16 protein-coding genes and 1 tRNA gene are annotated in these 13,881 nt (G+C 71.8%); 5 read left to right on the forward strand and 12 right to left on the reverse strand.

Annotated elements, in window-relative coordinates:
* On the forward strand, positions 1 to 1,569 hold a 1,569-nt coding region (locus ACZ66Z_RS24540), incomplete at its 5' end, for a Stk1 family PASTA domain-containing Ser/Thr kinase (RefSeq protein ID WP_469937335.1).
* Positions 1,570 to 1,669: 100 nt separating this feature from the next.
* Here ACZ66Z_RS24540 and ACZ66Z_RS24545 read toward each other — a convergent pair.
* From ACZ66Z_RS24545 to ACZ66Z_RS24570, 6 genes are all read right to left on the reverse strand, one after another.
* Positions 1,670 to 2,344: a class E sortase gene (locus ACZ66Z_RS24545; RefSeq protein ID WP_469937337.1), complete on the reverse strand. Its 675-nt coding sequence runs from the start codon at positions 2,342 to 2,344 to the stop codon at positions 1,670 to 1,672.
* 37 nt (positions 2,345 to 2,381) lie between these two features.
* A complete protein-coding gene (locus tag ACZ66Z_RS24550) occupies positions 2,382 to 3,602 on the reverse strand; it encodes a class E sortase (protein ID WP_469937339.1) in 1,221 nt (406 codons plus the stop codon).
* On the reverse strand, positions 3,599 to 4,237 hold the full coding sequence (locus ACZ66Z_RS24555) for an aminodeoxychorismate/anthranilate synthase component II (protein ID WP_469937341.1): 639 nt from the start codon (positions 4,235 to 4,237) through the stop codon (positions 3,599 to 3,601). The genes ACZ66Z_RS24550 and ACZ66Z_RS24555 overlap by 4 nt, the downstream gene beginning before the upstream one ends.
* Positions 4,234 to 4,395 (reverse strand): hypothetical protein, encoded by a 162-nt coding sequence (locus ACZ66Z_RS24560; protein ID WP_017240377.1) that lies wholly within the window; start codon positions 4,393 to 4,395, stop codon positions 4,234 to 4,236. Before ACZ66Z_RS24560 ends, ACZ66Z_RS24555 begins: the two co-directional genes overlap by 4 nt.
* A 64-nt stretch (positions 4,396 to 4,459) precedes the next feature.
* A complete protein-coding gene (locus tag ACZ66Z_RS24565; RefSeq protein ID WP_469937342.1) occupies positions 4,460 to 5,137 on the reverse strand; it encodes a class E sortase in 678 nt (225 codons plus the stop codon).
* Between the two features lie 34 nt (positions 5,138 to 5,171).
* A complete protein-coding gene (locus ACZ66Z_RS24570; protein ID WP_469937343.1) occupies positions 5,172 to 5,939 on the reverse strand; it encodes a DUF881 domain-containing protein in 768 nt (255 codons plus the stop codon).
* A gap of 140 nt (positions 5,940 to 6,079) precedes the next feature.
* On the opposite strand from ACZ66Z_RS24570, the gene crgA reads away from it, so the two are divergent.
* Positions 6,080 to 6,331 (forward strand): cell division protein CrgA, encoded by a 252-nt coding sequence (gene crgA, locus ACZ66Z_RS24575; RefSeq protein ID WP_469937345.1) that lies wholly within the window; start codon positions 6,080 to 6,082, stop codon positions 6,329 to 6,331.
* 317 nt (positions 6,332 to 6,648) lie between these two features.
* Here crgA and ACZ66Z_RS24580 read toward each other — a convergent pair whose 3' ends face one another.
* Entirely contained in the window at positions 6,649 to 7,512 is an 864-nt protein-coding gene (locus ACZ66Z_RS24580) for a rhomboid family intramembrane serine protease (protein WP_469937347.1), read from the reverse strand.
* 22 nt (positions 7,513 to 7,534) lie between these two features.
* A complete protein-coding gene (locus ACZ66Z_RS24585) occupies positions 7,535 to 8,062 on the reverse strand; it encodes a peptidylprolyl isomerase (protein WP_469937349.1) in 528 nt (175 codons plus the stop codon).
* A gap of 172 nt (positions 8,063 to 8,234) precedes the next feature.
* Between ACZ66Z_RS24585 and ACZ66Z_RS24590 the strand changes: the two genes are divergently transcribed.
* On the forward strand, positions 8,235 to 8,933 hold the full coding sequence (locus ACZ66Z_RS24590; RefSeq protein WP_469937351.1) for a DUF5324 family protein: 699 nt from the start codon (positions 8,235 to 8,237) through the stop codon (positions 8,931 to 8,933).
* Between the two features lie 371 nt (positions 8,934 to 9,304).
* Here the strand turns inward: ACZ66Z_RS24590 and ACZ66Z_RS24595 are convergent, their stop codons facing one another.
* Positions 9,305 to 9,676, reverse strand: coding sequence for a DUF6344 domain-containing protein (locus ACZ66Z_RS24595; RefSeq protein WP_469937353.1), 372 nt, complete (start codon positions 9,674 to 9,676; stop codon positions 9,305 to 9,307).
* Between the two features lie 275 nt (positions 9,677 to 9,951).
* Positions 9,952 to 10,024 (reverse strand) — tRNA-Ala (locus ACZ66Z_RS24600).
* A 128-nt stretch (positions 10,025 to 10,152) separates the two neighbouring features.
* On the opposite strand from ACZ66Z_RS24600, the gene ACZ66Z_RS24605 reads away from it, so the two are divergent.
* Positions 10,153 to 10,701, forward strand: coding sequence for a helix-turn-helix domain-containing protein (locus tag ACZ66Z_RS24605; protein ID WP_469937355.1), 549 nt, complete (start codon positions 10,153 to 10,155; stop codon positions 10,699 to 10,701).
* Between the two features lie 62 nt (positions 10,702 to 10,763).
* On the forward strand, positions 10,764 to 12,197 hold the full coding sequence (locus ACZ66Z_RS24610; RefSeq protein WP_469937357.1) for a serine/threonine-protein kinase: 1,434 nt from the start codon (positions 10,764 to 10,766) through the stop codon (positions 12,195 to 12,197).
* A 4-nt stretch (positions 12,198 to 12,201) separates the two neighbouring features.
* Here ACZ66Z_RS24610 and ACZ66Z_RS24615 read toward each other — a convergent pair whose 3' ends face one another.
* Both ACZ66Z_RS24615 and ACZ66Z_RS24620 read right to left on the reverse strand, forming a co-directional pair.
* Positions 12,202 to 13,521 (reverse strand): hypothetical protein, encoded by a 1,320-nt coding sequence (locus ACZ66Z_RS24615; RefSeq protein WP_469937359.1) that lies wholly within the window; start codon positions 13,519 to 13,521, stop codon positions 12,202 to 12,204.
* Positions 13,522 to 13,721: 200 nt separating this feature from the next.
* Entirely contained in the window at positions 13,722 to 13,856 is a 135-nt protein-coding gene (locus ACZ66Z_RS24620) for a DLW-39 family protein (protein WP_003958712.1), read from the reverse strand.
* Positions 13,857 to 13,881: the final 25 nt, after the last annotated feature.

Genomic DNA, 13,881 nt, shown 5'->3' on the forward strand with positions numbered 1-13,881 from the left:
CAGGTCAAGGTCATGGACTTCGGCATCGCGCGCGCCATGGGCGACGCGGGCATGACCATGACGCAGACCGCCGCGGTGATCGGCACGGCCCAGTACCTCTCCCCGGAGCAGGCCAAGGGAGAGCAGGTCGACGCCCGCTCCGACCTGTACTCCACGGGCTGCCTCCTCTACGAGCTGCTCACCGTCCGTCCCCCGTTCATCGGCGACTCCCCGGTCGCGGTCGCGTACCAGCACGTCCGCGAGGAACCGCAGCCGCCGAGCAACTTCGACCCCGAGATCACGCCCGAGATGGACGCCATCGTCCTGAAGGCGCTGGTCAAGGACCCCGACTACCGCTACCAGTCCGCCGACGAGATGCGCGCGGACATCGAGGCCTGCCTCGACGGCCAGCCGGTCGCGGCCGCCGCCGCGATGGGGATGGGCATGGCGGGCGCGCCCGCGTACGGCGGGGGATACGGCGGCTATCCGCCGGAGGACCAGCCGACCACGGCGCTGCGCCAGGCCGACCCGGCCGGCCAGACGTCGATGCTGCCGCCGGTCAGCCCGGACGACGGCGGCTACGGCTACGACGACCGTCCGGACCGCCGTCGCGGCGGCGGCCAGAAGAAGTCGAACACCTCGACGATCCTCCTGGCCCTCGCGGGCGTCCTGGTGCTCGTCGGCGCGATCTTCATCGGCGTCTCGCTCTTCGACAAGAAGGACGGGCCGCAGAAGGTCACCGTCCCGCAGCTGGTCGGCCAGACCATGCAGGCCGCGCAGGACCGCGCGCGCAACGCGCAGGTGAAGGTCCAGCAGGCCGGCACCGAGCGCTGCGACCAGCCGAAGGACACGATCTGCCGCCAGGAGCCGGCCGCGGACAACATCGAGAAGATGGACGTCGACGGCACGATCCAGGTCTTCCTCTCCGAGGGTGCCCCGCTCGTCGAGGTCCCGGACGTCGTGGAGCAGTCCCAGGAGCGGGCCGAGCAGAGCCTCAAGGACAAGGGCTTCAAGGTCAAGGTGGAGCAGGAGGAGTCCGAGGAGGACCCCGGCACGGTCCTGCGCCAGAACCCGGACGGCAACACCAAGGCGGAGAAGAACTCCGAGATCACGATCACCGTCGCGAAGAAGCAGCTGTCGGAGCTCCCCGGCGTCAAGGGCCGCAACTACGACCAGGCCGTCCAGCAGCTGAACGCGATCGGCTTCACGAACGTGTCCAGGGAGGACGTCGACTCCAACGAGCCCGCGGGCACGGTCATCGACCAGACCCCGCAGGGCCCGTCGAACCAGCCGAAGGACGTCCAGATCACGCTGAAGGTCTCCAAGGGCCCGCAGCAGACGCAGGTCCAGATCCCCACGGGCCTGACCGGCAAGAAGTTCAAGGAGGTCCGGGACACCCTCCAGGGCCTGGGTCTCACGGTCGTCCAGGCGGGCTCGGACAAGGAGGACGCCCTGGTCTTCGGCACGAACCCGCCGGAGGGTTCCATGGTCGACAAGAACCAGCCGATCACCGTGAACACGCTGGGCGGTGGCGGCGGGGACAACAACAACGGCAACCCCGGCGGTGGCGGCGGCGGCTTCTTCGGCTGACGCCCCCGCACCCGGCACGCACGAGAGCCCCGGCATCCCGTACGGATGCCGGGGCTCTCCCGTCCCCCGGGACACCGTCCCGGCTTCGGCCTTCCCGGCTTCAGCGGAGTTCCGCCGGAGGGGTCCGGTCGCGGTCGACCTTCTCGGTGCGCTCCAGTTCGCCCCAGACGACGTAGCGGTAGTCCGAGGTGTACATGGGGGTGCAGGTGGTCAGCGTGATGTAGCGGCCGGGCTCGGTCCTGCCGGATTCCTTCGGGACGGGCTGGAGGACGTCCACGTTGTACTTCGTGGTCTCGGGCAGGGTCTTGTAGACCTTGTAGACGTACCAGGTGTCCTTGGTCTCGAAGACGATCGCGTCCCCGGTCCTCAACTTGTGGATGTTGTGGAATTTGGCGCCGTGCCCGTCCCGGTGGGCGGCGAGCGTGAAGTTGCCCTGCTCGTCCTGCGGGAGCGCGGACTCGACCGGGTCGGTGTAGTAGCCGGCGACGCCGTGGTTGAGGACGTCGGTACCGGTGCCCTGCTTCACCAGGACCTCGCCGTTCTGCATGGCGGGTACGTGGAGGAAGCCGATGCCGTCCTTGGTGTCCAGTGCGCCGGGCCCGTCGGCCCACCGGTCGCGGACCTGGGCGCCGTCCTTGTCGGCGGCGCGGTCGGCGAGGACGTTGGTCCACCACAGGGAGTAGACGACGAAGAGGCCGAGCACCAGGCCCGCCGTGATGAGGAGTTCGCCGAAGAGGCTGATGAGCCCGGCGATCCGGTTGCGCGCGCGTGCCACTAGGTCGTCCCGTCGTCCCGTCCGGAGGTGTGGGGTCTCAGCCTACGAGCGCTTCCGGCTTCCCCTTGCTGCGCGGGCGTTCGTCGACCAGCTTCCCCCACACGATCATGCGGTACGTGCTGGTGAACTCCGGTGTGCAGGTGGTCAGCGTGATGTACCGGCCGGGGCCCTTGAAGCCGGACTGCTTCGGCACGGGTTCGATCACCGACACGTTCGAGGGCGAGGTCTGCGGCAGGATGCCGGTCATCTCGTACGTGTAGTACGCGTTCTGCGTCTCGACGACGATCGGGTCCCCGGGCTTCAGCCGGTTGATGTACCGGAACGGCTCGCCGTGGGTGTTGCGGTGGCCGGCCACCGCGAAGTTGCCCTGCTTGTCGGCGGGCATGGCCGTCTTGAGCTTGCCCTCGCCGTAGTGGCCGACCATGCCCTTGTCGAGGACGTCGGTCTTGCTGGTGCCCTCGGCGATGGGGACGACGACGTCCAGCTTGGGGATGTACATGATGGCGAAGCCCTTGCCGGGCTCGAAGGCCTCGGGCTTCTCGTCGCCGCCCTTGGCCCAGGTGTCCTCGATCTGGGCCTTGGCCCGGTCGGTCTCCTGGCCGGCCCGGACGTTCGTCCACCACAGCTGGTAGGTGACGAAGAGGAGCATGACGACGCCGAAGGTGATGAAGAGTTCTCCGACGAGCCGACTGGCGACGACGCCGACGCTCTCCTTGGCGGCGCGGGCGGCCCGTCGGGCCTCCACGCGGGAGAGGGGGCGCCCTCCGGCGGCGGCCGACGCCGGGGCCAGAGCCGTGGGGGCGGCGCCCCGGTTCCTGCCCCGGCCTCCCTTGGCGGCACGCCGGCGCTCGGCCCGTCCCGGCCCCGGGGGCGGCGGTCCGGCGGGCTCCTCCACGGCCCGCAGGGGCATCGTCTCGTCCGGCGTGGCCACCGGGGGCACTTCCGCCTCGTACGGCCCGTACGAGGGCTCGTAGGGGCCCCCTTGGACGGCGGCGCCCCGGGGCACCGGCTCCTCGTACGCGTACGGCTCGACGACCGGCACGTACGGCTCGACGGCGGGCGCGTACGGCTCGGCGACCGGCACGTACGGCTCGGCCGCGGGCGCGTACGGCTCGGTCGCGGGCGCGTACGGCTCGGCGGCCGACGCGTAGCCCTCGCCGGTCGGCGCGTACGGCTCGGTGTTCGGGTACGGGTCCCCGGGTATCGGCTCCGGTTCCGGACCGTTGGACGGCCGGAACCACGGCGAGCCCGTCGTCACGCGACGGCCTTGCCCACCACCGGAGCGAGCCCCGCCGACCGTCCGACCGCCCCCTTGTCGCCGCACCGCTCCAGCCAGTTGGCCAGCATCAGGTGGCCGTGCTCGGTGAGGACCGACTCGGGGTGGAACTGCACTCCCTCGACGGGCAGTTCGCGGTGGCGCAGCCCCATGATGATGCCGTCCTCGGTCCGCGCCGTGACCTCGAGCTCGGCCGGCAGGGCGGCGGGCTCGGCGGCCAGCGAGTGGTAGCGGGTCGCGGTGAACGGCGAGGGCAGACCGGCGAAGACGCCCCGGCCCTCGTGCGTGACGAGCGAGGTCTTGCCGTGCAGCAGCTCGGGCGCGCGGTCGACGACGCCGCCGTAGGCCACGGCCATCGACTGCATGCCGAGGCAGACGCCGAAGACGGGCACGCCGGTGTCGGCGCAGTGCCGGACCATGTCGACGCAGACCCCGGCCTGCTCGGGCGCTCCGGGTCCGGGGGACAGCAGGACGCCGTCGAAGCCGTCCTGGGCGTGGCTCAGCTCGACCTCGTCGTTGCGGAGGACTTCGCACTCGGCGCCGAGCTGGTAGAGGTACTGAACGAGGTTGAAGACGAAGCTGTCGTAGTTGTCGACGACGAGAATTCGCGCGCTCACTGGCCGTCCACCGTCACATCGTTGAACGGAAGCAGAGGCTCCGCCCAGGGGAACACGTACTGGAAGAGGACATAGACGACCGCGAGGACCAGCACGATCGAGAGCAGCGCCCGTACCCACGCGTTGCCCGGCAGATGCCGCCAGATCCAGCCGTACATGACGTCGACCGCCCCTTCCGTTCGTTACGGGGACCAGAGTACGGGGCGAGCGGGCCGCGGGGGGTCAGCTGCCCAAAGCCTGTGGACGACCGTCGGTCACCGGGCGGGTGGCGTCGAGGTGCGCCCAGACGATCAGCCGGTGGCTGCTGCCCCACTCGGGGTCGCAGGTGGTGAGGGTGAGGTAGCGCCCGGGTCCGTCGAAGCCGGACTTCCTGGGGACGGGGTCGACGACGGCGGTGTCGCCGGGGACGGTCCGGTGGGGGCCGCGGTCGATCCGGTAGGTGAACCAGGTCGTGCCGTCGGTGAGGACGATCGCGTCGCCGGGTCGCAGCCGCGGGAAGTCCTTGAAGGGGTCGCCGTGGGTCCGGCGGTGGCCGGCCACGGCGAAGTTCCCGGTGGTTCCGAGCGGGGCGGTGCGGGCGTAGTGGCCGAGGCCCCGTTTCAGGACGTCGGGCCCGGTGCCTTCGAGGACGGGCCACTTCCAGTCGGGGCCGAGCCGGGGGACGTACATGACGGCGAAGCCCTTGCCGGTGACGTACGGCGCCGGCACGCGCGCGGGGGCGGGCGCGGCGGCGACGGGTGTGCCGGCCCACTCCCGTTGGAGGGTGTCGATCTGGGCGGCTCCGGCACTGTCGGCCTGGACGCCGGTCCAGTAGAGGAGGTACGCGACGAAGAGGACGACCAGGGCGCCGACGGTGACGCACAGCTCGCTGAGGCTCCGTACGACCAGTCGTACCGTCACGGCCCCGGCTCCCCCCGGTCGACCACTCGACGCGTCAGCCCACCGGCTTCGCGTAGTGGAGGTCCACTGTGCCCGCGTACCCGGGAAGAGTCACCCTCCTGTGCTCGTCGACCTTCCAGCCGAGTCCGTACGCCTTGACGTACAGCTGGTAGTTCTGGAGCGCGGGGGACTCGGCGAGCGCCCTGGTCAGCTTCCCCCGGTCACCGACGGCGGTGATCCTGTACGGCGGGGAGTAGACGCGGCCCTGGAGGATCAGGGTGTTGCCGACGCAGCGCACGGCGCTGGTGGAGATGAGCCGCTGGTCCATGACCCGGATGCCTTCGGCGCCGCCGTGCCACAGGGCGTTGACGACGGCCTGGAGGTCCTGCTGGTGGATGACGAGGTCGTTGGCCTGCGGTTCGGGGTAGCCGGGGGCGGCCTGGGCGTTCGGCGGGGCGTCGTCGAGGGTGACGGTGAGGCCGGAGCCGGAGACCTCGGTGGTCCCGGCCTTCGCCTCGAGCGCGTCGAGCTTCTCGTCCTCCGCGCGCGTGGAGCCGTCGTCGCGGGCGGCGAGGGAGTCGACCTGGGTGCGCAGGGCGGCGGTGGTCTCGTCGAGGCCGGCGTTCTTGTGGCTGCGTTCCTCGATGAGGTCGGAGAGCCTCAGGAGCGAGGCGTCCGTCCGGAGATTGGTGCCCTTGGCGGTGTTGAAGCTCGTGACGAAGATCAGTCCGGCGAGGGCGAAGACGGCAAGGGTGAGCACTCGGACGGGGCGCCACCTCGTGGTGCGGCCCGGCCCTTCGGGAGTGTCGGCGGAATTGCTCAACGTACCCTGATCCCCTTCGGTGCCGCGGAACCACTACGCTAACGGACGCTTGGGGGACGCAGTCGTCCTCCTTCGTCACATCCCGGCGCCAGCCACAGTTCCCTGCGCGGTCACGCAGCGCATCGACAGGAGAGTCCCTCGTGCCGAAGTCACGGATCCGCAAGAAGGCCGACTTCACGCCTCCGCCCGTCAAGGCCACCAGCATCAAGCTGACCAACCGCAGCTGGGTGGCGCCCGTGATGCTGGCGCTGTTCGCCATCGGGCTGGTGTGGATCGTGGTCTTCTACGTCACCGACGGTTCCATGCCGGTCGAGTCGATCCGGAACTGGAACATCGTGGTGGGCTTCGGCTTCATCGCGGCCGGCTTCGGCGTCTCCACGCAGTGGAAGTAGGGGACCGAGCGAGGACGGACCGGGTGACCTAGCGGTCACACCGGTCGCTCGTCAAGTTCTCCCCCGAGCTTATCCACAGAGTTGTGCACAGCACTGGATAACTTACGAAGATCTGTGGATAACTCAGCATGAGGTTGACGCCGGTATGACCGGAATCACCCCCCGAGGTTATCCACAGCGCCCCTCGCCTCCCTGGGGAAACACCAGGTCAGAGGCGGGGGGCGCTGTCTTTCCCCACGCAGCGGACAGGACTCGCCACACACTGTGGATAACTCTGGGGAAAGCTCACAGAAGAGCTCTTCCACAGGTGTGCACGCTCAGGTGAGCGCTGCCGAACGGGCGAGCACGATCCCCAGATCGATCAGGAGCACCAGCGCACAGGCCCCGTACTGCACGAGGTCCCGGCGGGCCCGCGGCGCGTGCACCATCGCGTACGCGACCAGGGCCCCGGCCACCAGACCGCCGACGTGCGCCTGCCACGAGATCCCCGGACGGGTGAACGTGATGAGCAGCGACAGCGCCACGAAGAGGACCACCGGCCGCATGTCCTGCCGCCGACGCCGGGCCAGCACGGCCCAGGCGCCGATCAGGCCGTAGACGATGCCGGAGGCACCCAACGAGAACTGGTTCTGCGGGGAGAGCAGATAGGCGAGCGCGGAGCCGGAGAGCCCGGCGAGCAGACAGAGGGCCGCGTACCGGATCCGCCCGAGCTCGGGTTCGACGATCCCGCCGATCACCCACAGGCCCAGCATGTTGAAGAGGAAGTGCGGGATCTCCTGGTGGAGGAAGGCGGAGGTCAGCAGGCGGTACCACTCGCCGTCCGAGACCCCGACCAGCTCACCGCCCGGCAGGTACGCGCCGCCGATGAGCGCCAGGTCGTCGACGAGCCGGTCGCCCACCGCCTGGACGGCGATGAACAGCGCCAGGTTGATCGCGACGAGGATCTTGGTGACGAAACGCTCGTCCGTCGTCACCCGACCACCGGCGAGCGTCCGGGGCTGGTTGGCGTCGGCGGCGTGCCCCGTCCCCGAACCGTCCCGCACGCACCCGGGGCACTGGAAGCCGACGGAGGCGGAGATCATGCACCGCGTGCAGATGGGCCTCTCGCAGCGGGCGCAGCGGATGCCGGTCTCGGCCTCCGGGTGGCGGTAGCAGCGCAGCGGACCGGGCTGCGTGTCCATGGGAGGTCCCGTCCCTTCCGCCTCAGCGCTTCTCGATCACCACGGACTCGACGACCACGTCCTGGAGCGGGCGGTCGGTGTGCGGGTCGGCCGCGGTGGTCGCGATGGCGTCCACGACCTTCCGGCTCTCCTTGTCCACGACCTCGCCGAAGATGGTGTGCTTGCGGTTCAGCCAGGTCGCCGGGCCGACGGTGACGAAGAACTGCGAGCCGTTGGTGGCCGGGCCGGCGTTGGCCATGGCCAGCAGGTAGGGACGGTCGAAGAAGAGCTCAGGGTGGAACTCGTCGGCGAACTCGTAGCCCGGTCCGCCCGTGCCGTTCCCCAGCGGGTCGCCGCCCTGGATCATGAACCCCTTGATGACCCGGTGGAAGACCGTTCCGTCGTAGAGCGGGTCCGAGGAGACCTTGCCGGTGGCGGGGTGCGTCCACTCGCGCTCCCCGGAGGCGAGTTCGACGAAGTTCCGGACCGTCTTCGGGGCGTGGAACGGCATCAGCCGCACCTCGATGTCCCCCAGGCTCGTCCTGAGGATCGCGTACAGCTGCTCGGCCACGGTCGCCTTCCGTCCACGTCGTCTCGGATCATGCCGCGTCTGTCTCCGGCACGTCCGATCCTCGCATGCCCCGGATGCCAGCCCCACATGCCGGAGCTCGCTTCGGCGGGCATGATTCCGAAAAGGATGGAAAGGCGAAAACCCGACATCGCCACCGAGGAGGAGGAATCCCGTGACCCGCATGGACAGCGTGCGCTCCGCGACAGGTTCGGCGAAGGAGAGCGTCCTGCACGCCGCGGAAGTGGTGGCGCCCTACGCCGGCACGGCCAAGGACCAGGCCGCACTCTACGCGCACGAGGCGCGGGCGATGCTCGCGCCGAAGCTCTCGAAGGCCGCTCAGCAGGCCCGTACGCAGGCTCGCGTGCAGTACGACTCGTACGTCGCACCACGCGTACCGCCGCGGGTCGACGCGGCCGCACACCGTGCGGCGGTCAAGACCCGCCGGGCCGCCCGTCAGGCGGCCGACTACACCGTTCCGCGCGTCGAGAGCGCGGTCGCCGCGACCGGTCCCGCTCTAGAGGAGGCCGGGGCGCGTTCCACCGCCGCCTGGGCCGCGCTGCGCGGTCAGGTGACGCCGAAGGAAATCCAGAAGATCGTCAAGAAGCACGAGCGTCGGGCCAGGGCCGGACGCGTCGCCAAGGGATTCGTCGTCCTCGGCGTGGTGGTCGGCGGCGTGTTCGCCGCCTGGAAGTGGTGGGACAAGCAGGCCAATCCCGACTGGCTGGTCGAGCCTCCCGCTCCCACCGAGATGGACGAGGGCTCCTCGCTGCCGCCCGAGGACGGCGGTGGGGCTCCCCTCGACGCGGAGGTGGAGACCGAGGCGGATGCCGCGGCCGCCGCGGAGGCCGCCGAACGCGACGAGCGCCGCTGACCGACCACCGCTCCTGCCGGGGCCCTACCGGGTCCCTGCCGGGTCGTTACGAGGTCCTGCCTGGTCCTGCTCGGGTACTGCCGGGGTCCTGATGGGGCACTGCCAGTTCCTGCTCGGGTTCTGCCAGGCCCTGCCGGGGCCCGTACGTGGTCCTGCTCCGGGCCCTGCCGGGCCGTACGTGGTCCTGCTCCGGGCCCTGCCGGGGCCCGTACGTGATCCTGCTCCGGGCCCTGTCGGGCCTGCACGTGGTCCTGCTGGGCCGTACGGGGGATTCCGCTGGTCCTGCCGTGGTCTCGCCGGGCCCGCCGCGGTCGTTCCGCGGGGTCCCGCGGGTGGGGTGGGGGGGAGTACGCGTCGTGGCTCTCCACGCCTTACGCCGCGGCGAGCGCGAGCTCCGTCAGCGCGGCCGGGTCGGTCTCGACCCCGGCGGTCGACGAGGACCGCTGCCGCGCGGAGGGGGAGGAACCATGGGCCTCGGCGGCGATGCGCTGCTTGATGGTGGGCGGCAGGGAGCGGTCCCCGGCGAGCGGCCACCGGCGCGCCCGCTGCGCCGGTACGGAGGCGAGCGCGCGCTCCGGAGCGGCGGCGGCGGGAACGGCGACGGGGGCGGCCGGCTCCTCGGGCTGCTGGACGGCGGGCTGCCCGGCCGCGGCGGCGGTGTTCGCCAGGCCGACGGAGGCGAGGAGGGCGAAGAGGACGGAGATGAAGGCGGTCCAGAACTGCTTGACCTTGGCGGTGGCCATGGTCCCTCACTTTCGTGACGTTCCCGGATGGTTCATTTCGGGTTGCGCGCTTTACATACCTTTCTCATGATGTTGATGCGGTCCCGATTTGCGGGGACCGACGCCGTCGCCGCGCAGTTCTTCCGATGAACACCACCCGTACGGCCCCGTGCCGCCCGGTCACCCAGCGCCACGACGTCCGGCCCCGGGGCCGCCTCCCCGCCCCCCGGCCCCCTCATGGAACGCGAAAGACCCCCTCGGCCTGCGCTGTCGCAGGCCGAGGGGGTCTGTCCGAGTGGAGCCTAGGGGAGTCGAACCCCTGACATCTGCCATGCAAAGACAGCGCTCTACCAACTGAGCTAAGGCCCCGGAACGAGGACAGCGTACCGGGTCACCCCCCATGTCCGGCAAAAGGATTGGGACTCCCGGTGGGCGACCACGCTCCGTAAGATGCTGACCGGGGTTCGCAGTGGCGAACCAAGGGATGGGGAGAAGCAATGGACGCAGCGCAGCAGGAAGCCACGGCAAGAGCCAGAGAGCTTCAGCGCAGTTGGTACGGAGAGCCGCTGGGGGCGCTCTTCCGTCGCCTGATCGACGACCTCGGGCTCAACCAGGCCAGGCTCGCGGCCGTGCTCGGGCTCTCCGCGCCCATGCTGTCCCAGCTGATGAGCGGCCAGCGGGCCAAGATCGGCAATCCGGCCGTCGTCCAGCGCGTCCAGGCACTCCAGGAACTCGCCGTCCAGGTCGCCGACGGCAGCGTCAGCGCCGCCGAGGCCACCGACCGGATGGACGAGGTCAAGAAGTCGCAGGGCGGCTCCGTCCTCACCGGCACGGCCCAGCCGAGCACCGCCTCGGGCGGGCCGACCGTGCGCCGCGTGGTCCGCGAGATCCAGTCCCTGTTGCGCTCCGTGGCGGCCGCCGGCGACATCCTCGACGCCGCCGACTCGCTCGCCCCGGCCCACCCGGAACTGGCAGAGTTCCTCCGGGTGTACGGCGCCGGGCGCACCGCCGACGCGGTCGCCCACTACGAGTCGCACCAGAACTGACGCGGGCCCGGCGGACGGCCGGCACCGCGGGGCCGACGCACACGGGGAGCGGGCGCAGCGCGATGGGTGAGGTCTTCGCTGGTCGGTACGAGCTGGTCGACCCGATCGGACGCGGCGGGGCGGGCGCCGTGTGGCGTGCCTGGGACCACCGGCGCCGCCGCTACGTGGCGGCCAAGGTGCTCCTGCAGAGCGACGCGCACACGCTGCTCCGCTTCGTCCGTGAGCAGGCGCTGCGGATCGACCATCCGCACGTCCTCGCCCCGGCCAGCTGGGCCGCCGACGACGACAAGGTCCTCTTCACCATGGACCTGGTGGCCGGCGGCTCGCTGGCCCATGTCGTCAGGGACCGCGGGCCGCTGCCGCCCCGTTTCGTCTGCACCCTGCTCGACCAGCTGCTCTCGGGCCTGGCCGCGGTGCACGCCGAGGGGGTCGTGCACCGGGACATCAAGCCCGCCAACATCCTCATGGAGGTCACCGGCACCGGGCGGCCGCACCTGCGGCTGTCCGACTTCGGCATCTCCATGCGCAAGGGCGAACCCCGCCTCACCGAGACCGACCACGTGGTGGGGACGCCCGGTTACTTCGCGCCCGAGCAGCTCCTCGGCGCCGAGCCGGACGTCACCGCCGACCTCTTCGCCGTCGGACTGGTCGCGCTCTGTCTGCTCAAGGGCCGCAGGCCGGACTCCCGGGCGCTGGTCGAGCACTTCCTCGCGCACGGCACCCCGGGCGCTCCCGAGGGCGTCCCGGAGCCGTTGTGGCAGGTGCTCGCCGGGCTGCTCCAGCCCGATCCACAGGCGCGGTTCCGGACGGCCACGGGAGCGCGCAAGGCGCTGAGCGCCGCCGCGGAGATGCTGCCCGGGCCCGGCCCCGGCGAGGAGCCGGAGGAGCCGGTGGAGATCCCCGACCGACTCGGCCCCCTCCCGGCCGGCTTCGGCCCGGAAGGCCCCACGGCCCCCGCAGGCTCCGCGGTTCCCGCAGACCTCATGGGCTCCGCAGGCCCCACAGGTTCAGCAAACCCCGCAAACCTCACGGGCTCCGCCCACCCCACCGGCCCCACAAGCCCCACACGCCCCGCGGGGCAGCCCGCGGAACCCGCGCACCCCGCCACCACCACACCCCCCGCCGCCCACGCCCCGGCGGCCCAGACGACCCCAGCGGCCCTGACGGCCCCAGCGGCCCTGACGGCCCAGGCGGCCCCGATGCTGCCCGGCCCCTCCGAGACCGGCAGCTTCCACCTGCCTCCGCCGGTCCCGCCCCCGGTCCCGCACCCGGCCCCGTCCTTCGCGCAGGCGCCCGCCCCGGCGGCGGCGCCGTACGGACGGGCTCCTGCTCCCCCGTACGCCCCTCACCCCCCGCACGGCCCGCTCCCCGCCCGGGCTCCCGCGCCGCTCTCCCCCGTGCGCCGGCCGGGACCGCCCCCGAAGGTGGCGGTCCCGGTGCTCCTGGTCGCGCTGGTGTGCCTCGCGGTCGGCTTCTGGGCCCTGTCGCGGCTCTGAGGCCTCAGGCCCGCCGCCGGGCCAGCAGGGTCCAGGCCCCGAGTCCGAGGAGCAGCACGGTCCCGGTGCCGATGCCGGCCGTCGCGACGATCGCCATCGTGCCGTCCGTCGCGGTCGAGGCCCCGGTGGCGCCGTTCGCCGCGGCCTCCCGGTCGTCCGCCGTCACCGAGAAGATCCCGGGGTCCGCGTCGTACGGGGGAGCCTGCCTCGGGCTGCCCTCGACGTTCACCCGGAGCGTCAGCGGCACCGGCTCGTCGCCGTACTCGGCGGCGACCTCCGGGCTCAGCGTCGCCGACAGGTAGTACCAGCCGGCGAACCGCATGCCGCTGGTGGCCTCCTGGTACGAGGTGCGGTTCTCGTGGGCGACCGGCCGCAGCGGGTCGAGCGCCAGCGTCGCGGGCTTCCCGTCGTAGCGGACCGTGTCCATGGTGACGAAGCCGAGGGCCGGGTTGTCGAGCGAGAGGGCGAGCGCGTTGCCCACGGATTCCCCCTCGGTGCCGCTGCCCAGTTCGGCGCCGGCGAAGAGCTGCTGCCCCCAGTCCACGGGCACCCGGTAGAAGAGGGTCTGGCCGGGCCGGATGTCGGCCCGCCACTCGCCCTCCCGCAGTGCGACGGCCTCGTGGAACCCGGCGCCGCCCTGCCGCTTCCGCTGCCCTCCGGCCGGCGGCGCGGGGGTGCCCGACGGCCAGGCTTCGGGCAGGGCGGTGGGACCGGCCCGCTCGAGGAGGGGCTCGGTGACGTACCGGATCTCCAGCTCCCAGTCGTCCGGGGCGGAGGTCGCCGCCGATTCGCGCTCGACGACCACGTAGTGGGCGCCCTGCTCCTGGCAGCCGGAGGAGTCCGGGTCGACGATCCGGCGGGCGTAGGCGGCGAGCGGCCGGGCGTACTGCCCCGGGCCGAAGCGCACCTGCTGGGAGCCGCAGTCGGCGCCGGAGTTGTCCTGGATGCCGACCTCGAAGCCGTCGCCGTACTCGACCTTGCCGCCGGGCTCGGGGACGGCGACGACGGAGACGTACGCGTTCCGCTTCGTGTCGAGGTCGACCCGGTAGGAGACCTTGCCGTCCTTCTCCAGGGTGTCGCGGTACGTCCGGCCGGTCCGCAGGGTCGTCGCGTCGAGGCTGGAGGCGGCGCCCCGGATCCGCTGGGCCGAGCCGTCGAAGGCGTACGGCGGCGCGGCCGTCCCCCCGGCGCCCTCGGCGGGCGGGGCCTCGGCGGCCCGGGCCCGGGCGGGCGCGGACGTCATCGCGCCCACCGCCGCGACCGCCGCGATCAGGGCTCCCGCCCTCCGGCCGATCCCGGTGCGCCTCCCGGCCTGCGTGCTCACGCGTCTCCCCCGTCCGTTCCCGCCCTGCGGTGCCGGTCCATCCTGCCTTTCACCGGGCCGCCGGACGGCGAGTTCGCCGGAGCACGCGCATGATTCGCGCCGGCGAATCCCGGAAGGGGCCGTTCCCGGAAGGTGCCGCGACACAGTGAAGCCCCGGTCCGCTCGCGCGGCCGGGGCTTCACCCACAGAGTGTGTGTCTCTCAGACACCGGAACCTGCGGGCACGGAGTCGGTCGCCTCCGTCCACAGGTCCTGCTCGGCGCGATCCGCCTGGATCTGGCGGTACACGAGGAGCCCGCCGATGGCGGCCAGTGCGACCAGGAGAAGCTTCTTCACCGCGCGACCTCGTCTTTCGTTGACG

The sequence above is a fragment of the Streptomyces sp. NPDC107498 genome (genome assembly GCF_055582805.1).

Bases quoted from the DNA above. Each gene is read 5' to 3' on its own strand.
- ACZ66Z_RS24560 (WP_017240377.1), bottom strand. From the start codon at position 4,395: ATGTACGGCTGGATCTGGCGGCATCTGCCGGGCAACGCGTGGGTACGG.
- ACZ66Z_RS24580 (WP_469937347.1), bottom strand. From the start codon at position 7,512: ATGGACACGCAGCCCGGTCCGCTGCGCTGCTACCGCCACCCGGAGGCC.
- ACZ66Z_RS24595 (WP_469937353.1), bottom strand. From the start codon at position 9,676: ATGGCCACCGCCAAGGTCAAGCAGTTCTGGACCGCCTTCATCTCCGTC.
- ACZ66Z_RS24605 (WP_469937355.1), top strand. From the start codon at position 10,153: ATGGACGCAGCGCAGCAGGAAGCCACGGCAAGAGCCAGAGAGCTTCAG.
- ACZ66Z_RS24610 (WP_469937357.1), top strand. From the start codon at position 10,764: ATGGGTGAGGTCTTCGCTGGTCGGTACGAGCTGGTCGACCCGATCGGA.